General features: G+C 38.9%; 17 protein-coding genes and 4 tRNA genes. 8 read left to right on the plus strand and 13 right to left on the minus strand.

The features are described 5' to 3' along the window. Nucleotides 1-3: 3 nt before the first annotated feature. The 10 genes from AACQ38_RS04640 to cspE all read right to left on the minus strand — a co-directional run bounded on the left by AACQ38_RS04640 (nt 4) and on the right by cspE (nt 14,304). Complete coding sequence (locus AACQ38_RS04640; RefSeq protein ID WP_165577532.1) at nt 4-1,638, minus strand: methyl-accepting chemotaxis protein; 1,635 nt, start codon at nt 1,636-1,638, stop codon at nt 4-6. A 53-nt stretch (nt 1,639-1,691) separates the two neighbouring features. Then, nucleotides 1,692-3,386 carry a methyl-accepting chemotaxis protein gene (locus AACQ38_RS04645; RefSeq protein ID WP_011146123.1) on the minus strand — a complete coding sequence of 565 codons (1,695 nt, stop codon included), beginning with the start codon at nt 3,384-3,386 and terminating at the stop codon, nt 1,692-1,694. A 170-nt stretch (nt 3,387-3,556) separates the two neighbouring features. Then, on the minus strand, nt 3,557-4,054 hold the full coding sequence (gene cheW, locus AACQ38_RS04650; RefSeq protein WP_011146122.1) for a chemotaxis protein CheW: 498 nt from the start codon (nt 4,052-4,054) through the stop codon (nt 3,557-3,559). Between the two features lie 53 nt (nt 4,055-4,107). After that, entirely contained in the window at nt 4,108-6,171 is a 2,064-nt protein-coding gene (cheA, locus tag AACQ38_RS04655) for a chemotaxis protein CheA (protein WP_165577533.1), read from the minus strand. 2 nt (nt 6,172-6,173) lie between these two features. Further along, nucleotides 6,174-7,175 (minus strand): flagellar motor protein MotB, encoded by a 1,002-nt coding sequence (gene motB, locus AACQ38_RS04660; RefSeq protein WP_165577534.1) that lies wholly within the window; start codon nt 7,173-7,175, stop codon nt 6,174-6,176. Continuing rightward, entirely contained in the window at nt 7,172-8,059 is an 888-nt protein-coding gene (gene motA / locus AACQ38_RS04665; protein ID WP_011146119.1) for a flagellar motor stator protein MotA, read from the minus strand. Before motA ends, motB begins: the two co-directional genes overlap by 4 nt. A 136-nt stretch (nt 8,060-8,195) precedes the next feature. Further along, on the minus strand, nt 8,196-8,777 hold the full coding sequence (gene flhC / locus AACQ38_RS04670; protein ID WP_011146118.1) for a flagellar transcriptional regulator FlhC: 582 nt from the start codon (nt 8,775-8,777) through the stop codon (nt 8,196-8,198). Between the two features lie 3 nt (nt 8,778-8,780). Continuing rightward, a complete protein-coding gene (gene flhD, locus AACQ38_RS04675) occupies nt 8,781-9,134 on the minus strand; it encodes a flagellar transcriptional regulator FlhD (RefSeq protein ID WP_011146117.1) in 354 nt (117 codons plus the stop codon). A 3,783-nt stretch (nt 9,135-12,917) separates the two neighbouring features. After that, nucleotides 12,918-13,616 (minus strand): MgtC family protein, encoded by a 699-nt coding sequence (locus AACQ38_RS04680; RefSeq protein WP_041380037.1) that lies wholly within the window; start codon nt 13,614-13,616, stop codon nt 12,918-12,920. A gap of 475 nt (nt 13,617-14,091) precedes the next feature. Then, a complete protein-coding gene (gene cspE / locus AACQ38_RS04685) occupies nt 14,092-14,304 on the minus strand; it encodes a transcription antiterminator/RNA stability regulator CspE (RefSeq protein WP_011146114.1) in 213 nt (70 codons plus the stop codon). Nucleotides 14,305-14,787: 483 nt separating this feature from the next. On the opposite strand from cspE, the gene AACQ38_RS04690 reads away from it, so the two are divergent. Then, nucleotides 14,788-15,294, plus strand: coding sequence for a YlaC family protein (locus AACQ38_RS04690; RefSeq protein ID WP_011146113.1), 507 nt, complete (start codon nt 14,788-14,790; stop codon nt 15,292-15,294). Between the two features lie 144 nt (nt 15,295-15,438). Next, a tRNA-Asn gene (locus tag AACQ38_RS04695) sits at nt 15,439-15,514 on the plus strand. A 145-nt stretch (nt 15,515-15,659) separates the two neighbouring features. Here the strand turns inward: AACQ38_RS04695 and AACQ38_RS04700 are convergent. Further along, on the minus strand, nt 15,660-16,736 hold the full coding sequence (locus AACQ38_RS04700; protein WP_165577536.1) for a hypothetical protein: 1,077 nt from the start codon (nt 16,734-16,736) through the stop codon (nt 15,660-15,662). Nucleotides 16,737-17,447: 711 nt separating this feature from the next. Here AACQ38_RS04700 and AACQ38_RS04705 point away from each other — a divergent pair. The 6 genes from AACQ38_RS04705 (at nt 17,448) to AACQ38_RS04730 (ending at nt 20,829) form a co-directional block, all read left to right on the plus strand. Beyond that, a tRNA-Asn gene (locus tag AACQ38_RS04705) sits at nt 17,448-17,523 on the plus strand. Between the two features lie 374 nt (nt 17,524-17,897). Further along, nucleotides 17,898-17,973: transfer RNA gene (locus AACQ38_RS04710), tRNA-Asn, on the plus strand. Between the two features lie 258 nt (nt 17,974-18,231). Then, a tRNA-Asn gene (locus tag AACQ38_RS04715) sits at nt 18,232-18,307 on the plus strand. A gap of 216 nt (nt 18,308-18,523) precedes the next feature. Then, entirely contained in the window at nt 18,524-19,576 is a 1,053-nt protein-coding gene (gene pyrC / locus AACQ38_RS04720; RefSeq protein ID WP_165577537.1) for a dihydroorotase, read from the plus strand. A gap of 192 nt (nt 19,577-19,768) precedes the next feature. Then, entirely contained in the window at nt 19,769-20,023 is a 255-nt protein-coding gene (bssS, locus tag AACQ38_RS04725; protein ID WP_011146095.1) for a biofilm formation regulator BssS, read from the plus strand. Between the two features lie 203 nt (nt 20,024-20,226). Then, nucleotides 20,227-20,829: a response regulator transcription factor gene (locus tag AACQ38_RS04730; RefSeq protein ID WP_011146094.1), complete on the plus strand. Its 603-nt coding sequence runs from the start codon at nt 20,227-20,229 to the stop codon at nt 20,827-20,829. Between the two features lie 45 nt (nt 20,830-20,874). On the opposite strand, the gene trhO is transcribed toward AACQ38_RS04730, so the two are convergent. Together trhO and AACQ38_RS04740 are read right to left on the minus strand one after the other, a co-directional pair. Next, nucleotides 20,875-21,933: an oxygen-dependent tRNA uridine(34) hydroxylase TrhO gene (gene trhO, locus AACQ38_RS04735; RefSeq protein ID WP_165577538.1), complete on the minus strand. Its 1,059-nt coding sequence runs from the start codon at nt 21,931-21,933 to the stop codon at nt 20,875-20,877. Nucleotides 21,934-22,174: 241 nt separating this feature from the next. Continuing rightward, nucleotides 22,175-22,411 (minus strand): DinI family protein, encoded by a 237-nt coding sequence (locus AACQ38_RS04740; protein WP_011146092.1) that lies wholly within the window; start codon nt 22,409-22,411, stop codon nt 22,175-22,177. Between the last annotated feature and the right edge of the window lie 135 nt (nt 22,412-22,546).

A 22,546-nucleotide genomic window follows, 5' to 3' on the forward strand; every position in this document is an offset into this window, starting at 1 on the left:
GCCTCAGTGAGTCTGATTGACTGCCCCTTCGCTATCCGCAGACCTCAGCGTCAGTGAAAGTTCATTTTCAAGCTTATTTTCTGAATTATTGGGTAACTCAAATTGTGCCACTATTTGCACCAAAATATCGGCCTGATCTTCAAGTGCCGCCGCCGCCGCCGCTGACTGTTCAACCAATGCCGCATTCTGCTGAGTAACCTGATCCATCTGTGTAACCGCTTGTGCTACTTGATGAATTCCCCGACTTTGTTCATCAGATGCCGCAGCAATTTCAGCCATCAGATCCGTGACTTGGTTTACAGAAACGACCAATTCATTCATGGTCTTCCCTGCATGACTAACCAACTCGGAACCTTGGCTTACCCGCTGAACAGATTCACTAATTAATGTCTTAATCTCTTTCGCTGCTTCGGCACTTCGCTGAGCAAGATCCCTCACTTCACCAGCAACAACGGAGAAACCTCGGCCTTGTTCACCTGCCCGTGCAGCTTCTACTGCCGCATTCAGTGCCAAAATGTTGGTCTGAAATGCAATACCATCAATGACGCTGATAATGGCACTGATTTTCTGTGAGCTATTGGCAATTGCATCCATTGTTTCCACAACATCAACGGTCAGTTCGCCTCCTTTAGAGGCTGTTTTCGATGCAGATACCGCCAATTCACTGGCCTGGCGAGCATTTTCCGCATTCTGACGCACAGTTGCAGTCAGTTGTTCCATACTGGCTGCCGTTTCTTCCAGTGATGCAGCTTGCTCTTCAGTGCGGGAAGAGAGATCGGTATTACCCTGAGTAATTTCCTGAATACCGTTATACATCAAGTTAGTATTCTCTTTTACCAACGTAATGGAATTAACCAGTGAACGTTGCATTTCACGTAATTTGAGGAACACTTCACCAATTTCATCTTGAGTGAAAACAGAAACTTCTTTATTGAGTTTTCCTTCCGCAACATTCTGGAAGTGACTACGCATATTGGCAAAAGGTCTGAGCAGATTTTTTTTCAACCACCAATGAGCCGCCCAAGCAACAACCAGTACCATTAAGATCGCACCTACAAACATGGCAACTGAAATTTGGTAATAAAGACGACCATCTTGAACGGCGGTTGTAATCACCTCACCGATATATTGCATATAATGATTGAAATCAGATTCAAGCTGCTGCTGATACTTTTCTGTCGGCTGATCTAAGAATGCATCATAATTACCACTTTCTAAAAAAGCCGAGAGTTCTCTAAGCGCTTTGATATATTCCTTATAACTGGTTTCTACCGAGGCCAGCAATACACTACTACCATCCTCGTCATTCAATTTAGGCAGCGCAATAAACTCAGCAAAATGCATCTCAGCCCTATCTAAGGTTTCCTTAACATTAGCAACCATACTGCCAATATGATCCTCAGATTGTTGTAACGTTTTCCCTACAGCGATTCGATTAAGTGTATTACGCGATTGCAGCAGAGCTGCCCAGCTCAACCCTAAGGTATCCCTCTTCTGTGTTCCCAGATCAATCTGCTCAATATAAGATTGATCTGCGTGAATGATTCCAAGTGATAAACCACTTGAGATTATCTGCATTACACAAAACATCATCAGTAACAGATATAAACTGGTTGATATACGAAGCCTGCCTAACATGTAATCACCTCTGTTAACGGCTGCATGTGCAGCCGTAGTTATCGCTTAGTGTTTTAAAATGTTTCCCAATTAGCTTGTTCTTCCACATTGTTGGCTTTCTTCAACACCAGTGGATTCGATTTTGCAGGAGGAGTTTTAGCCACAGGCAAATGCTCAATTTTCATTTCGGATTGAGATTTATCGTCAAGATTCGGTAATTGGAACAAAGAAACTAGTTTCTTCAATCCAGCAGCTTGATCTTCCAGTGCAGCCGCCGCAGCCGCGGATTGCTCAACCAAAGCAGCATTTTGTTGTGTTACACGATCCATTTCGGAGATAGCCAGGCCAACCTGAGTTATCCCTCTACTTTGTTCATCAGATGCAGATGCAATTTCACCCATAATGTCAGTGACACGGGTGACTGAACTAACAATGTTATTCATTGTTTCACCAGCGCTCTCAACCAAGACAGAACCGGTATCTGCGCGGCTTACTGAATCTTCTATTAGTGCTTTGATCTCTTTTGCTGCCTCAGCACTACGCTGTGCAAGGTTACGTACTTCTCCTGCCACAACAGCAAAACCTCGCCCATGTTCACCAGCACGTGCTGCTTCCACTGCGGCATTCAGTGCCAAAATGTTAGTCTGGAACGCAATAGCATCAATAACACTGGTAATATCGGAAATCTTCTGAGAACTACCGGCAATTTCACGCATTGTCTGTACAACATTCGCCACGACTTTCCCACCCTGGCGTGCAACTTCAGAAGCACTATCAGCTAAGTTACTTGCCTGACGAGCATTTTCCGCATTTTGGCGTACAGTTGCTGTCAATTGCTCCATACTGGCGGCGGTTTCTTCCAAAGAAGCAACCTGTTCCTCAGTGCGAGAAGAAAGATCATTATTTCCAGCAGCAATTTCACTGGTTCCGTTATAAATACTTTCACTGCTTTGACGAACACTACTGACAGTAGTGATAAATTCTTTTTGCATATGCTTCAGGCCAACAGCCAACGTACTCATCTCATTTCTGCCTGAAACAGTCACATTTTGTGTCAAATCACCGGTAGAAAGTGCCTTAATATTCTCCAATAATTTGTTTAACGGATTCAGCAAACTATGCTTAATGCTAACCCAACTAAAAATCATGGCTGAAACCAGAATCAGCATGATAATACCCAACATAATCACCGCATTTCTGTAAGAGATACTGGCATCAAATACCACATCAGAATAGAGATGATCGTTTTGGGTCAAATAGAAGTTATATTCTTCCTCAAAAGCGCTCTGATATTTGCCCGTTGGTTGGTTGAAAAACTCTACCGCCCGATCATGTTCAAGCAGAACAATAAGTTCATGAAGCGCTGAAATATAAACATCATAGGCTTTTTTAAGGCGATTAAGACTTTCTGATTCATGAATAGGCAATTTAGCGGTCTGTTCGTATTGTTCAAAACGCTGCTCTGCGATAGAGAGGTTACTTCTGGCATCTGTCAGTAACTGCTCCAGTGTGTAGTAATTATCGACTCCCTCATCTTTTTTCATCATGTAACGAATGCCCGCACGGTTCAAGTTGTTACGGGCCTGTAACAAATTAACCCAAGTGTCATTCAAAAATGTCTGCTGTTCCCGCATTTTATCCAGTATTTCTAGATTTTCCTTGTTACTTTTCAACTCATGGAAGAAAAGTCCTCCGGATATAAATTGCAGAGCACCAAATAATATGATGACCGCCATCAGTCCGGTCACTATTTTCATTCGGTTAAACATGTTTTCCCTTTTTACAATAGATCAGCATGGCTCTGTTATCGGCATCATCAAAGGAAACTTTACTGGTCGTATAAAAGAAATTTGAATATTTTTTCTGATGAAATTAACGAGGGATAGATAAAAAGTAGCTGCCATCTGTCGATGTCGATGATGGCAGTGATATTTAATGATTAACTTTTGGCTACTGAATCTACCAGAGCCATCTCTTCACTGTTAAGCAGCTTCTCAATATCCACCAAAATCAGCATGCGATCATCAAGTGAACCCAATCCTGTTAGATATTCGGTAGATAATGTTACTGCAAATTCAGGTGCCGGACAGATTTGCTCAGCTTTGAGCGATAAAACATCCGAAACACCATCAACGACAATACCCACCACCCGGTTTAACAGATTCAAAACAATAACAACGGTATTATCATTATAGGTAACCGTTTCCTGAGCAAATTTAATTCTCAGGTCAATAATAGGCACAATAACGCCACGCAGATTGGTTATCCCTTTAATGAATGCTGGCGTATTTGCAATACGGGTAACCTGATCATAGCCCCGAATCTCCTGTACTTTCAGTATTTCGATACCATACTCTTCATCACCTAGGGTAAAAACCAAATATCCTTCCCCGGCAGTTTCTCCTGACAATTTATTAAACGCTTCTATGGCCGACATGATCTTACCTTTTACTGTGAGATTGACGATTTTCCATGGGGATTCCTCCCCATTCAGTGCTTATTTTTTGCTAATAACTCAGCTTTGTTGAGTGCCAATTGGTCATGATTGAGTTGCTGCAAGGCAGAAATATCAATAATCAACGCCACACTGCCATCTCCCATAATTGTGGCAGCGGAGATCCCGGGTACCTTGCGATAGTTACTTTCGATATTTTTCACAACCACCTGATGCTGCCCAACTAATTGATCAACCAGCAAGGCATAACGACGACCCGCACTTTGTACAATCACAATAATCCCTTTCGTCGGATCTGTTTTTGCATCAGGAATATCAAAAACTCGATATAACTTAATGAGTGGCAAGTATTCTCCTCTGACATGCAATAATTTTTCATCTCCCGCCAAGGGATAAATATCTTCTTCCTGCGGTTGAAGAGAACTTACTACTGCACTCAACGGCAAAATAAACACTTCGTCATTCACTTTCACTGACATCCCATCAAGGATTGCCAGTGTCAGAGGTAACAAAATCCGCGTCACTGTCCCTTTACCTGCCTGGAAGTTAATCTGGATTTGCCCTCCCATTTCCTGAATATTTCGCTTAACCACGTCCATTCCTACACCGCGGCCAGATACATCTGTTACAACTTCAGCCGTGGAAAAACCCGGTGCGAAAATCAACATCGCAACCTCTTCGTTACTCATGTTTTCACTGACTGATAACCCTTGTGATATCGCTTTGGCCAGAATCTTTTCACGGTTCAACCCGGCACCATCATCCACAACTTCAATACAGATATTCCCGCCCTGATGTTCAGCAGAAAGTGTCAAGTTGCCCATTTCAGGTTTGCCCACAGCAAGCCGAGCTTCTGGCTCTTCAATACCATGATCCAGACTGTTACGGACTAGATGAGTTAGCGGATCAATAATGCGCTCGATTAAACTCTTATCCAATTCAGTGGAACTGCCAACCAAAGTTAGATCCACTTTTTTATTCAGCTTGCTAGCAAGATCCCTGACTAAACGCGGGTAACGGCTGAACACATATTCCATTGGCATCATACGGATAGACATCACAGATTCTTGCAAATCTCTGGAATTTCTCTGTAACTGAACCATGCAATTTAGCAAATCGCCATGCAAAGTCGGCTCAAGAGCGTTACAGTGCTGAGCCAACATAGATTGGGTAATAACCAATTCACCAACCAGGTTTATCAGTTGATCAACCTTCTCAACCGCAACCCGAATACTGGAAGATTCTGCCCGTTGACGTGGCGATCCCGCCGGTGGTATCGGCGCAGGACGCCCGGCAGGCGGTGTGGAACCTTTTTCCGGTGCAGTTGTTTTAACGGCTTTAGCTGTATCTGTATCTGTATCTGTATCTGTATCTTTAACTTTGTCTTTGGGTTCAGCTACCGGCAAGAAAGTGATCTGTTCCGGTTCAATAACAAAACAGAGAACTGCCGTGATATCATCCTCTGTGGCTGATGTTACCAATGATGCTTCAACACTATCCCGAGTCTGTTCAGCATCATAAACCTCCCCCAGATTACTCAGCTCATCAAGCATCAGAGAAACTTCACGCTCTTTCAGACCAGAAAGATGAACCCGAACTCTACCTTGCTGATTTTCAGTCGCAACAGGCTCCGATTTTAATTCTGGCTCAGATTCAGGCACCTCTGGCATCACCGCATCTGTGGCAGACTCAACCCCGCCTTCATTCTCTCTCTGTACTTCCAATGCAAGCTGGCGCAAAGTCTCACAGATGTAGGTAAACGCACTTTCATCCGGCTCCTGAGAACTTTTATAGGCATCCAACTGTTGCTGCATAATATCTTTCGCTTCTAAAAACAGGTTGATAATATCAGTCGTCAGACTCATTTCATCTCGTCTGGCACTGTCCAGCAAATTTTCTAGAACATGTGTGGTTTGCTGTAGTTTGATAAAACCAAAAGTCGCAGCGCCACCTTTTATTGAGTGAGCACTACGAAAAATAGCATTCAATTGCTCCTGATCTGGCGCATCAGGATCGAGCTGCAATAGATGCTGCTCCATATCCTCCAGCAATTCGTCTGCTTCATCAAAAAAGGTCTGATAAAACGCGGTAATATCCATCGTTACTTTGTCACCTTGGTCGGTACACGATTAGGCTCAGCACTCTGCGACGCTGGTGCTGGCTGGGCCAATACTGTGATTTCATTGGACTGCTGTGTTGGCCTACTTTCAGCCGAATCCTTTCCAATCACCTCGTGAATTTCCTTACTATCATTAATAATCAAGGAGTCGCTGCCGGTGTTTTGCTGTTCAATCCGCTCTTCCGCTTGTTTATTGAGCACTAAGATACTGATACGACGGTTAACCGGTGCACTGGCATCTTCCTGTTTCAAACGAACCGTTGAAGCCATGCCAACTACCCGCAATATCTTTACTTCATCCAGCCCACCTATCAACAGCTCTCTCCTTGATGCATTCGCCCGATCTGCGGAGAGTTCCCAGTTACTGTAACCACGCTCACCATTAGCATATTTCAAGTCATCGGTATGACCGGATAGACTAATTTTATTGGGAATATCGTTCAAGATGGGTGCAATAGCCCGCAAAATGTCACTCATGTAACTTTCAACTTTTGCACTGCCAACCATAAACATTGGCCGGTTTTCCCGGTCAATAATCTGGATACGTAACCCTTCATCCATCATGTCAATCAACAGATGTGGACGTAATGCTTTAAGGCGAGGATCCGTAATGATCAATTGATCAAGTTGCTCACGCAGCCTATTTAATTTGCGAGCCTCATCATTAGCTTCAACGACTTCAACCTGACGCAGAATATCGCCTTCCTGATGAAGCACATCTTCCCCTCCTCCCGGAATAGGATTCGAGCTATCACTGCTACGCTCCCCTTTATTAATTGCAACTTGTAACGGGGTACGGAAATATTCTGCAATTCGGGTCAATTCTTGTGGGCTGGAAATTGCCAACAGCCACATAACCAGAAAAAATGCCATCATGGCAGTCATAAAATCAGCATAAGCAATTTTCCATGAACCACCATGATGTTTGATGCCATTCCTTTTACGTCTTTTTACCCTAATGACTGAGACGTTACGCGCTTTCATACCTGTTCTTCAGTTTCTTGCTGAACAGGTGCTTTTACCCGGCGAACATGTTCTTCCAATTCAGTGAAAGAAGGGCGATCTGTGAGGTAGAGTGTTTTACGACCGAATTCAACCGCAATTTGTGGAGCATAACCATTCAGGCTGGACAATAATGTCACTTTAATGCATTGCATCATTTTAAGATGTTCACCGCTGCGCTGACGTAGCAATGTTGCCAATGGCGAGATAAAACCATATGCCAGCAAAATACCGAGGAATGTCCCAACCATTGCATGAGCAATCAGCACGCCAAGTTCTCCTGCCGGGCGATCTGCCGACCCCAAAGCATTAACAACCCCCATAACAGCAGCGACAATACCAAAAGCAGGAAGAGAATCTCCAACCATCATCAAGCTGGTTGCCGGAATCTCGCTCTCCTGCTCATAAGTTTCGATTTCTTCATCCATCAAAGCTTCAATTTCATGGGGATTCATATTGCCACTCACAATCAATCGCATGTAGTCAGTGATAAAATCCATCAAATGCTTATCCTTAAGCAAACGCGGATACTGGGTGAAAATATCACTCTGCTGAGGATGTTCGATATCTCGCTCTAATGCTAAGACACCATGCATGCGGGATTTTGCTAACAACCGAAAAAGCAACGCCATCAGATCCATATACATCACCTTGTTATATTTAGATCTACGCATGACCTTTGGCAAAACACGTAATGTTGCCTTAATCGCTTTTCCGTTGTTACCAACAATGAAAGCACCGATACCAGCACCAGTGATAATTAAAAATTCAGCGGGTTGATAAAGTGCGCCTAAATGACCACCTACAATCAGGTAACCACCGATTACCGCACCAAAAACTACGATATATCCTAAAAGTACTAACACGCGATATCCTTTAGCTAAGCTGGTGAGCGGATGGGAAGTTAAGCAGTTTGAATCCAGAATGGTTGTGATTTCAATACAGGTTACAGGAGGAAAAAGTAAAATCTGTAACCTGTAGGAATAATTTTCCCATTTAAATTCACACTGCGTGCTGAGCAAGTCCATCCAGCAGTTGTGAATTAGTATCGGCAGACTCAGAGGAAAGTTTACGTTTTTTTACTGCACGTGATGGCGGTTGGCAAAGGCTACAAACAAAGCTATTCACAGGTTGATGAGCATGAGTAATAAAAGTTCCACCACAAGTCCGACATTGTGAAGGTTGCAACATGCCACTGTCCACAAAACGTACCAACGTCCAGGCACGAGTCAACGCCAAAACCGGTGCATCCCCTTCAGCAGGAGGACATTGTTCAAGATAGAGTCGATACGCTTTAACAACAGCCTCTACACCTTCACAATAACCACTCTTGAGTAAAAAACGATAGGCATTATAGAACATCGATGAATGAATATTCTGTTCCCACGTCATAAACCAATCTGTTGAAAAAGGCAGCATCCCCTTGGGCGGAGGACTCCCTCTCAATTCTTTATAAAGCTTAATTAGTCGCCCTCTGCTCAATTGTGTTTCACTTTCAAGCATTTGTAACCGTGCCCCCAAAGTGATGAGTTCCATCGCCAATTGTATATCCTTAGCTTCTTGAACTATACTTTTCTCGGCCATCTCTTATGCTCTTTTTTTCACTGACGTATCGTCTTTTTTCGAAAATAACTTCTGAAACAAATGAGTCGATAACAAAATGCCTGTATGTATTTGTTGTAAATCATCCACTCGAGATTCCCTAGTAAGCTGCTGAATAGTTTCACTCTCTTCGAACCGGAAATTACAGACTAATTGATTAGTCTCAGCGAGCTTGACCAACTGAGGTAATGTCAATTCAGACAACGTATCAGCCATAGAATCGCTAATACCTAAACGGAACATCGCTGACGCTTTTTCATGGTTAATTAATCGCTGAGCTAAAAGCAAATACGATAAATTTATGTCATAAATATGTTTGAGCAATTCAACCGTACTCATTTCTCTATCCCGTCCGATTACATTAAAAAATCAGTTAAGTGTTCGAAAAACCACTCGTGACAAAATTCCTAAAATAGCTTAGGGATTAATAATCTCTTACATAACTAAAATATACAGGCTTAGTCAGAGCAGTAACCATCCTTTGTATTACTTTTGATTCATCCAACTTCAAAAATATTACGGTAGTGAGATGCAAAAGTATTATTGCGTTACCTGATATAACATTTTTCATTGGCGATTAAGAATATTCTTAATGCAGAACAACTTTACTCCTGAATCATCAACTTATACAACGGAAAGAGGGCGCAATTTTAAATACTATGTGACATAACTCACAAAAACAAGGGCTTTTAATATGCATTTAATCGATGAATTGCTCATTAACTATTCAAACAATTAAATAAAATCCGAATTCTCAATTTTAATAAGTTAAATTATCTAAATAAAAATATTAGATATATTTTTTGATTTTATACGATCTATTAAACTTATAAATTTAAAATAACGATAAAAAATCCTATCTTGAGTCAAACTAGCACTAAAAAAGACAGTTTTATCCCTGAGTAATAAGTGTAAACAATAATCTTATTCTGAGATCCGGCATCTCCACTTGTACGATAAAACAGATTGAGTTTATGTAAAATTTAGTTGCAAAAAAGATACTGGTATGATCACTTTTCGTTTAGATTTGTGCTTTTTTTAAGCAAAAGGCTTAACTAAAAATGCATACCACCATGCAAAGATAACACTAACCATACAAAAATAGCATAAAATACAGTAAGATAATGAATAAAAAAACAACTATAACAACATTTTATTGATTGCATAACAATCAATATCCAGCCTAGAGATAGCCAGAAAAATCGGTCTATTTCGACTCCTGACAACCCAAACCGCAGCAAAATTAATTAGAAAAATTTATCAAAAATTGTATCTCATGATATAATAATACGCAAAACCCCTCTATCAACTACTTTATCTTTTTCATCTTTAGTCTTCATACTTCAAATTAATCATTAATTAAATTCACACATGTTCAATATATATATTTCAAATACATTAATAATTTTAAACTAATTAAATATGATTTATTATCCTCACAATCTACATTTAAAGTTCTATAAGAGATACAATTCCAGAAATAAAATTCCCAAACTACATAAATATATAACCCTATTAAATATCTATCATAAATTAAATTACCACCCTTTATATAATATAAAAAATGAATAATACACACATTAATATTTAAATAAAAAATACACGATATTTCCGAATTCATATTCTTATGATACAAATCAAGTGAAATATTAAAAGTCATTTTTTCCATTTTTCATTATTTCATGTGATATTTACGATTATCATCCCAAAAACATTATTTATACGTATAAAAAACATAGCTAATGATGTCATTAATATATATCATTAACGTCATTTTCTTAAATGATAAGAATAGATAAAATAATTAACTCTACAGGAACAAAATAATTAATTGAGATTTACCGTATAAATAATTAATAGAAATAGAGATAAAAATCAATATCATTTCCCACCAGAATAATGAAATTAATAATCATTGGTGATATAAATATCCTGATATCCATAAAAAAGATGAAAAAAATAGGGTTTTGATAAGAAATTTACTTTCCCATATAAATAATAGTGATAATTTTCCAAGTAATTATAACTCTTCATCAAACATGACAGTTAATGCAACAACCGATTACAACCTAACCTAATCACAGAAACACTCTCAGAACGAAGACACTAAACCCAATAGTTCATCAAACAAGAAGAGAATATGGCTATCGAGAATCATTATCAATTATGTAATCAATAACACTGGAAATGTATCTGTTTTTTGGATAAAACACATCCTTTATATGCACAATATATAAGCAAAAGATATCTGAAAAAATAACAATTCAATACACTAATCTGGCTAAAATAAAACCTGACGAACGAAATTTTTCACTAAAAAATTATCAATATCAACATATATATCTATAAAATCAAAATGAAGTAAACTAGCTCTGCCAGTACCACAGAATATTCAACATTTTTGATACCTCATTTATAATGATCTTCTCAGGAACTGTTTAATCCATTTTATCTCAATGTAAAAAACCAAGAAATATCACACATCAGATCTTGTACTAGTAAATGAATATTTTGCGCCAAAAAGAATGGAATAAAGGCTCTGGTAATCAACATTGAAAAAACATTGCAAAGTTCAAACTTGCCGTTATATTCAAGCACTTGATAATACTTCCACTCGCCTCTCTTCTCTTAACGGCCCTTCATTTGACACCCCTAAATTCTTATCAAGCCTAGTAATATCTATCGCTTTTTTTGCACTATCTGTACCTTTACTAGCAAAAACGCCTACACTAGCGTATCTCAATACCACAGCACCATTAATGTTATCATCAAGAAACCAACTGTATGCCCATTCTTTTGCAATACAAGATTTTTACGATGCACAGTTTGCTAAATACCAATCTGATTTCATTTCTCAAGATTTCAGTCACCATCAACTCTGTTTGTTAGAATGCTAAAATAACTTTGAATTCTAACCCTACATCATGGCAAATCCTGACAGTAATAGCAGAATTATCCTCGGTAAGAACTCCTGCTGCTGTGTTACTCTTTCTTAATACAGAAATAACAGGGACCACACTCCCCTCCACGGGATCAAGGAAAGTTAGCAACTCCTGTAATATCATCACGCTTTCATCACCATAAAGATGACAAACGTTTTTACTTTATCATCGGATAAATATCGAACTGTTAAATTAATACTCTAAGATCTTGTCTGATGGTAACCATCAGCTACTTCCATTATTTTTTCACGACATTCTCCATCAAGCAGAATTATTATCTATTTTACTCTTATATAAGAACAAACTTAGATCACTTCTTCTACTTACCCTTTGAAAATAATTGATATTTTCACTGAAAATTCTGAGCAATAATGAGCGGCTGATGGAGAACCAAATTAAATATCAACTCATCAATTTTTCTGTACCCGCGTATGATACCGATATCAGGTTTACCACGACTAAATTCTGATATGAGAATAGCAATGTTCAACAGTCAATCCAGTGACAAAACCAAGGCTAAAAATACCGCATTGAACGACTTTTACCTAGAGAAGCTATTAATCAACAATACCATCCGAAACTATTGCTAGCATAAAGCAAATTTGTAATCAACTTGGTTTACGACTAAATGTCAGATGAAATCTACATCAACTATAGATTTAATTGTAACAACAGTAACTATTTGACCAGTACCATTTCGCATATCTGCCTCAAATATACCTATGGATTTCAAAGGTGCATCGCGACGGCAAGGGAGCATAGCGAACTATGTGACCAGGGGTGAGTGAGTACAGCCAACAAAGAGGCAACTTGAAAGATAACAGGTATAGCAGCAAGAACATCCTCTCTCTTGGTACAAGATATTCGATCAGTCATTCTTAGTACCAAGATCTGCAAAACTACAACACAGTACTGTTACCACCGTTCTAATCACAAGCTTCACCGCTTTGTTTATAATTTATCCCCTTGCCAGAATCACCAACATATCAATAAAAGCGTTACGGGCGAAATATTCACCTTAATTATTCGGAAAAATAGTGCTAAATAACTGCTTAATTAACGTTGCCTAACCGAGGAAACACACCATAGGCAACGTTTTGTTTGTTTCTTATGACGAAACACCATTCGTCAATGGTGATTCCTTATCAAACTAGTGATTGCTGTTTTACACAAAAGATTTTCAGATCGGTAGTTCAGAAGCCATTTTCCAGTTTATTGAGCTAACGCTCTTTTCCAGACTTATACGACAAACAATTGCTTCTATCTCTTTTTGCTCATCCAGTGTTGCTAACACTTCAACGCACACTTCAAATTTTCCAGGTTGAACTTTATCAGCGAAACTCAATGATTTTAACCTCACTGCTACTCCATTGAGCGCCTGTAATACTAACGTTCTCACCAGAATTTCGTCATCACTGTCACACACTACGTGAATTTTATAACACTGTACTTGATCAATGGCCTGCTGCCTGGGTTGTAAATTAATACGTTGAGCTGCTTCACGTAACAATATATTTGCGCAAAGAATAATGGCAGTTGCTATCGCAGCTAGCCAATATTGGCCAAGGCCACACAGCACACCAATTCCAGCAGAACACCATAAGGTTGCTGCGGTATTTAATCCACGAATGTTCATACCTTCCCGCATAATGACACCCGCACCAAGGAAACCAATGCCTGAAACAACTTGTGCAGCAATACGACCCGCACTATCGGGTGAAGTTGTTATTGAACTAAGGATAAAAACTGCTGCACCAGTCGCAACTAATGCATTGGTTCTTAAACCTGCCATACGTTGACGCCATTGGCGCTCAGCACCAATTAATGCACCAAAGCACATAGCCGATAATAAATGAAAGACAAAAGGAGTTATTAACATGACATTCTCCATACAACCAAATGGATAAATAATCATGTGCATTTATTTTGCACACAGAAACGTATGCTGAATGTTTAATTCAGCCCTATTTTCTGTCTATACCAGGAGGTAACAAAGCGTAAATATATAACAGCATAATAAAAACCCAATATACTATCCCGACTACTTGACTAACTGCCTATCTCAATAGGCTCTAAGTATCGGATAACACCATTCTTTGAGTAAGTACAGCTCAGATATTTTGAGTGGTACTGCCCGCTTTATTTGGCAAGCAGCAGATCGGAAGGAAATAAATAGCTTGCCGTTTTATTGTCTATTTAACTGAAAACTTTGACTATCCAATGACTATCTCTCCAATAAAATTTGTACGAAGTATAATCAGGAGTAATTAATAAGTAAAGAAAGATATGGCTTTAGCAAAGAAAAAGCCCGTCATTATAGAAAATAGTGACGGGCTTCAAAATCATCCAAGCAATCAGATAGCCATTACGTTTGCTGCAGCTGGACCTTTCGCACCATTTTCAATAGTGAATTCTACGTTCTGGCCTTCTGCCAAAGTTTTGAAACCGTTACCCTGAATGGCAGAGAAGTGAACGAATACGTCTTTGCTACCGTCAGCTGGGGTGATGAAACCGAAGCCTTTAGACTCGTTGAACCACTTCACTTGACCTTTCATTTTGTCAGACATTGTGACTTTCCTATATATCAAAAAAATTTTGCCACCATTGGGCATGTATTGGCCAGTTATATCAGCTATTACTTATGGAGGCACTAAGAAGGAAACGCGTCAACAAAGGCTATCTGGGGATAACACTTACACATAACTCATTAACTCAAGATGTCGTACATAAAGTAGGTCTGTTTATCAGGCCGGCTGCATTAACTCATGATAGAAAAGGAATAGCAACCTTTTTATGCATAGGTGTTTTAAAAAAAATATTTATGCTCATTATTAAAGCAATAATTAACAAACAATGCCATTAGTTATAAATTTTTTTGATTTATTCAACCTTTATCTTAATGAAAGCATTAGAGTTAATCTTAGTCAATAACAATTGGCTGATTAAAATAAAACAACTGATCTACGTAAGATTACCTCCCCCATGCTAACCTTAAGAACAATATATTTATGAAAATATTTCACTTTTCCTTTGCTTAATCAGGTCAATATATGAATATCATTAAACAGATACTGATTCAGGATCTTGAACGAATCAACATCGAAGAACAACGTGATGGTAAACCCCGTTTTAACAGCCAATTCATCAGTAACCATCCTTATCTCTGCCTGGCTATGCTTGTATCCTATCTGTTTCTCGCTGCACTTATCTGGTACGCCCCCTATTTTAGTTTACTTTCACTGCTAGCTTTTACAGTACTCTTCATTATTATGTCGGCGGTTTTATTACTCGAAATCAAACCTGTGTATCGGTTTGATGATATCGGCGTACTTGATCTACGGGTATGTTACAACGGCGAATGGTTCGTCAGCGAAAAAATCTCAGACTGTGCAATCAAAGAGCTTTGTTCCCACCCTCATGTTCCATTGACAATAAAAGATGAAATCAAGCGCATTATACAAATGAAAGGTGAAATTCATTTTTATGATGTTTATATCATGGCATTTCCTGAACAATCACATATAGCAACATCGTTACCGATGATGCATAGCCGATAATGAACAAAAGTACTCAATTTCAGTAAAATAGCATAGTTATAAGACAATGCGCTCATATGGCAAGCAAATAACAAACTAGTAAGCTTTTTTGCGTTGACAGCTTTTCAATTGATCGCTAATATTCGCCCCGTTCTCAAGAACGATTCCTCCATAGTTCAGTCGGTAGAACGGCGGACTGTTAATCCGTATGTCACTGGTTCAAGTCCAGTTGGAGGAGCCAAATTCAAGCCTGGAGATGCTAAAGAGAATCGCTAGGACGCATGAAATAGCCAGTATACAAAAATATGGCTAGCGTGCAGAAAAGCCCAATTCTTATTGGGCTTTTTTCTATGTAAGCAACAGCACATTTGCCAGCACCAAAATAATCAGTCCAGAACTACCTTATAAACCTTCTCTTTAGATTTATGCAATACATTCACTTCACCAACAAATGATATTTCGTAGTGAATTTTTACCTGACCATTACCTATATAATTAAAGAAATCAACTCCACCCGGTTGACCATCAGCATTTTCTTCAGGCTTAATTACAGCTAACCGGAAGATATTATCTTCACTACCTTGTAAAGAATCTATCTTTAATACTAATTCCCCTGTATCTCGATTGTCAGCAGAATACCCTCTTATATGTACTGTACCTTTTTTCAACTCCTTATCTTTAAGTTTTACATCGTTGACCAAAATATTGATATCATAATCAATAATACTCTCACCAATCGGTCGACCCCTATTTTCATCATACTCTTCAATATAAGGCACTTCTAAATCACGACGCACCTGGACTGTTGCAGAATCTTTATCAAGCTCTACAAGTACACGTTGAATAGCAGAAAATCTAGCAGTACCGCTTTCGCTAATAGTATAATAAAGGCTATCATGTTTACCTTCAGTAAGAAGATCATTTTTCACAGGCAAACTACGAATATCACCGCTATTTTGTACACCAGGAACAACTTCAACATTATCATTATCAAAAACAAATTTCAGTTCATATTTATCTAAAATATTGGAATCAGTAAAAAGTACTCTAACTCCTGCTTTTATATCATCACCGCTAATAACATTATCATAATGTGCCGGATATACAGGTGCTGCCAATCCTACTGACTTTAGTTTAAATCGACTCAGAGCGGCTTTCGCTACCACACCACCACTCGCATCCGTTACTTCAGCATCAAAACCGATTGTAGCATTAACCCTCTGATCTGTCTTGATTTTCACTAATATTTCAGATGATCTACTAATGGGATCAAATATGTTATTGTTATTTACGATTTCATATTCGCCCTCATTCAAGCCATTCACCACGATTTTACTTTTGTAATTTTCTAATGATGCAGAACCATCATCATCTTGTAGAACTACAAACAATCGTAATGGAACGTTAAACCAGTCTTTATGTGAAACCCAGTTAGTTACATCAGTATTAATTAAAAACTTCATGACTTCTCCTCATCTATTCTATAAAAATCACCAGAAAATTAGCCACTCTTTTCGGGGAAATATTATTTACTTATTTTATATTTAAAATTATTTTCACCTCCTTACCAATTATTTAATTTAAAATACTTCCTGAAATAGTTATTATTCACTTCATTGCATTTTATATGCCTATACAAACATATTATTAGATCGAGAATATCTTAGTATACTAGCAGAAAATGAGATTTCATTATTAATGGCAAACTCTTTACCATTCGTTTTGGCGTGAATTAACATCATGTTTGCCAAATCAGAGATCAAATAACAAATTACTTTTTCAGTTAATAATTATAGACGAGTAAATCCGCTAATAAATATCAAAATACAATAAGTGATCTATTAAAACAGATAAAATAGGAAAATTACCATGAAATATAAAAATATCATAAATAACACAAAAATAAAATTATCTAATATATATTTAATTATATTTTTAATGCTCATGATTAATTATTTCCTAAATAAAAATATAGATGATATTTTCACCCTCTAATTATCATGGATAAATATCAGTTAACTCTCGCATTCCTTGAGCTGAAAATTTAATTGACCAAAAAATGGTAAAAAATATCATTATTGAACATCAGTTAACCAATCAAACTCAATTTTTAATTTTCCCCTTTGACAAGCCCAAAATACCCAGATATTATTCGCCTCGTTGTCAAGGACAATTCCTCCATAGTTCAGTCGGTAGAACGGCGGACTGTTAATCCGTATGTCACTGGTTCAAGTCCAGTTGGAGGAGCCAAATTCATAAGAAGCCCGCCCGCCAAGTGCGGGCTTTTTGCATTCCTAATTCCACCAATTGCTTACAACATAATATAACAATTCCAATCAACCCGTTTCCTTCCATACCCTATGGATTTCAAGATGGATCGCGACGGCAAGGGAGTGAATCCCCGGGAGCATAGGTAACGATGTGACCGAGGTGAGCAAGTGCCGCCAACAAAGAGGCAACTTGAAAGATGACGGGTATATAGCATACATCTCCAACAAATAAGCCTTATTCGGCATAAAAATAGATCAACAAGTTCAGTTTGACAGCAAACAGATCATTTTTGTTATTTTCTGCTTTGACAAAGCAAAAGCATATCGTTAATATGCACCCCGTTGTGAAGGAGTTCCTCCATAGTTCAGTCGGTAGAACGGCGGACTGTTAATCCGTATGTCACTGGTTCAAGTCCAGTTGGAGGAGCCAAATTATGAAAATCCCGCTTAATGCGGGATTTTCGCTATTCTGACTTCTCTACTTAATTCTCCCAACTATTTACTCACAACATAAGCACGGTAGTTCTATTCAACTTACGTTAGTGGAATAAAATTCCATCAAATCTCAAGTGATTAGCATAAAAATATAACAACAAGTGCATTTTGCCCGCAAACAAACTTTTTTTATTGTTTTCTACTTTGACAAAGCCGAAGCATATCACTAATATACGCCCCGTTGTGAAGGAGTTCCTCCATAGTTCAGTCGGTAGAACGGCGGACTGTTAATCCGTATGTCACTGGTTCAAGTCCAGTTGGAGGAGCCAACTTCATTTATTTTTTACCCTCATATTTCATTTTTCCTTTGTTATAAGAAAATCCACCTCTGACTACCCTAACCTAGTTGATTTGGCTGAATTTTTTTCTAAAAATTATATTCATTAATAGCTATTCAACCATTTTAGCTTTATCATCCATTCCCGGCCTGGATATGCTGAACTCAGCATCTTCATTCCTATCATATATACTGGAGCCGGTTTCTCATGACCACTGAATCATACACAATAAAAATCCGCCGCCCTGATGACTGGCACATCCATTTTCGTGATGGTGAAATGCTAAAAACTGTCGTTCCCTACACCAGTCATTACTTTGGCCGAGCTATCGTCATGCCTAATCTGCTTACGCCGATTACAGAAGTGGTCAATGCCAAGGCTTATAGAGGCAGAATACTGGCAGCTATTCCCAAAGAAGATAATTTCCAGCCTCTTATGACTTGTTATCTTACTGACACGACTGAAAGCTCTCAGATAGAAATTGGTTATAAAGAAGGCATTTTTACCGCTTGCAAGCTCTACCCTGCCAATGCCACAACCAATTCAAGTCACGGCGTCTCTGATATAAAGAATATTTATCCACTATTAGCCGTGATGGAAAAACTGGGGATGCCTCTGCTCGTCCACGGTGAGGTTACTGCTTCTCATATTGATATTTTCGATCGAGAAGCCCGTTTTATTGAACAAGTCATGGAACCACTACGTAATCAATTCCCAGCACTGAAAGTTGTGTTTGAACACATAACTACCAAAGAAGCCGCACAATATGTGCTGGAAGGCAATAACAATCTGGCAGCAACATTAACTCCACAGCATCTCATGTTCAATCGCAACCATATGCTGGTTGGTGGGATTCGGCCACACCTATACTGTCTGCCTGTGCTAAAACGCAATGTGCATCAAGAGGCTTTACGGGCAGCCGTCGCCAGTGGCTGTGATCGCTTCTTTCTAGGTACAGACTCAGCACCACATGCACAACAAAAGAAAGAATCCTCTTGTGGTTGTGCCGGCGTCTTTAACGCACCATCAGCGCTACCTGCTTATGCAACAGTGTTTGAGGAGATGAATGCATTACCGCATTTTGAAGCTTTCTGTTCACTTAATGGCCCTAAATTTTACGGACTACCTGTCAATGAAGGCTTTATTGAACTAACTCGCAAACCTTCTACCGTCATTGAACACATTGATTGCAATAATGAAAAACTTATTCCATTTTTGGCTGGCGAAGATGCCCGCTGGGATGTGAAAGTAACAGACTGATATAACATGGGGATGGTCATCATCCCCATTAATTTACATAGTTACCAACACACCAACTCATAATTCCTAACAAAAAACCTTCTTACTTTCATTAAAAAGCATATACTAACTAATGACTCATTCAGGAATGAGGTAGTTTGCTCTTAGTCAATGATATTAATAAATAATGCAGTGATCTGATTAGGAGGTTTTATGGGCAGTAAAGATGAAGTTATTCAAACGCATCCTGTTGTAGGCTGGGATGTCAGTACCGTCGATACATATGATGCAGTGATGCTACGCCTTCACTATTTGTCCTCCCAAGATCAAACACCAGAACATGTCATGGTAGATCGAACCTTATGGTTGACAACTGACATTGCAAAGCAATTGATATACATCCTCCAGGCAGGAATTGAAAAGATCGAATCTTCAGAATACAGCGATCTAAACCATACAAAACATTAATAATCTTAAACCCGGACACCCGTATAAATGGGTGTCCGGTTAGGAGACGCATCGATTCATCTCAAAGATTTTGTCTGGAATACCATATCACTATATAATAATTTCGGATTAAGCTAACTTAACCATCAAATTTGCCGAGTTGACTACTGATAGATGGGGCGTTTATTGTGAGTTTGGCCAAACAGGAACAGGGATGTGCAATAATGAAAATCTTAATTGTTGAAGAGTGCTATTATACCCGTTCAGGTATCAGAGAGTTTTTAAAGAAAAATGATAATGTCGAAGATCTTGAAATTGTTGACTCACCTTCAATTAATGAGGCGATAAATATTGTAACTCATTTTGCTCCTGATATCGTTTTAGCTAACTTGACACATTATTGTCATCATGCCAGTTACTGTTCTGATTTACAGAAATTTATAACTCTTACAGATAACACTCGTATTTATATATACCTTAATAGCGCCTATCCTTATTGTGACAATTATATTACATTGAAAGATAATGCTGTTATTCTGGCAAAGAGAAATCTTACCTATCTGCTTAATAAAATTAGCAAAACCACATTGCAAGAAATTCAGAGACACAGAGCAACAATCGACCAGTATTGCTCTATTTTCAGCCCTCAAGAGCATAAAGTTATCGATTACTGGATGAAAGAAATCCCTAATTACCAGATATCCCAAAAGTTAAAAATCAGTAATAGCACAGTCTATTCTCATAAAAGACACATTACTGAAAAAATCAATGTGCGTAATAGAATTGAACTCTGCTTTATTTACAATGTATTTAAATATCTCTATTAATCAAATCAACTGGCACATTGATCTCTGTGCCAGCGATTAATCACGTTATTCAACAGACTGTAGTGAAGTACTGTTCAACCCATCCTGTAGACGGTGCCGGGATTTATTAAATATTTTTGCTCCATTTTCACGACCAGCACGGCGAGCACGCTGCTCGGTTTCCGGTAACCTGACTTCTTCTCTGCACATTTCACTACAACAGCCTTCAAATTTAGTTGCACACTCTGGACACTGAATAAATAGCAAGTGGCAACCTTCATTTTTACAATTAGTATGACTGTCGCAAGACACGCCACATTGATGGCAATGAGCAATCACATCGTCTGAAATACGCTCTCCCATCCGCTCATCAAAGACAAAGTTTTTACCAACAAAACGTACCGGTAATCCCTGTTCTCTCGCTTTACGAGCATATTCGATAATACCGCCCTCTACGTGATAGACGTTTTTAAAGCCATTGTGCAGCATATAAGCACTGGCTTTTTCACAGCGAATACCACCGGTGCAGTACATTACAATATTTTTATCCTTATTATCCTGCAACATTTCCGCAGCCATTGGCAACTGTTCACGGAATGTATCAGAAGGAATTTCAATTGCATTTTCAAAATGCCCAACTTCATATTCATAGTGATTACGCATATCGACAAATAGCGTATCAGGATTATCCAGCATCTGGTTAACCTGCTCTGCTTTAAGGTACTCGCCGGTTTTTGATGGATCAAAAGTTTCATCATCAATCCCATCAGCCACTACGCGATCACGTACTTTCATACGCAAAACCCAGAAAGATTTCCCATCATCATCAAGCGCAATATTCAGCCTCAAATTATCCAATGCAGGATCAACGCTATACAATAACGCCTTGAATGCTTCCAAATTATGAGTTGGTAAACTTATCTGAGCATTAATCCCCTCTTTAGCAATATAAACCCGGCCAAATACTGAGAGGTCGGTAAATTGTTGATACAAGCTGTTACGAAAATCCAGAGGATTTAAGATGTTAAAATATTTGTAAAAAGAGATGGTCGTACGAGGTTGGGTCTCCGCCAACATACGTGCTTTCAGCTCTTTATTAGAAATGCGGTTGTGTAACACTGGCATGGTGTACTTTCCTGAATTTCAAGTCATAAAATAGGGATGTATAAGTGATAGCCTCCGCTATCAAGCGTAATACCTGTTATCTTTCAAGTTGCCTCTTTGTTGGCTGCACTCGCTCACCCCGGTCACATAGTCACCTATGCTCCCAGGGATTCGCTCCCTTGCCGTCGCGATGCATCTTGAAATCTATAGGGTATATGATAACGAAAATGATTTTCAACGAGTAGTCATTTGTAACTCTCTATCAAGGCTGGAACCAATCATCAGCGCTTTCCCATGTCTCTTGTAGAATCTCTTCAACAGCTTTCCTGTCATCAGGAGTGCCACCACGAACAGACAGCCCATCATGACTTGCCAACTTCACATTGGTTTTAATATCAGGCCAGCGACGTTTAAGACGGTTATCCAGTTCTACAGCAAGCGCAGGGACAGCACCTTTTGGCAGTTTTTTAGATTTATCGATCGTAACTTCTACATGCATAATTACATGGAGAGCATGAAAAACTGTGGGGTATCCCTTTAATCAATTAATATGATCGTCCTCATCATCATTGTGACAAAGGGAGAAAACAATGCCTGTCTATAAGATCAAAATGGCTATTAGAGATATTAGTCC

The sequence above is a fragment of the Photorhabdus sp. RW14-46 genome, from assembly GCF_963887965.1.
Classification (GTDB): domain Bacteria; phylum Pseudomonadota; class Gammaproteobacteria; order Enterobacterales; family Enterobacteriaceae; genus Photorhabdus; species Photorhabdus laumondii.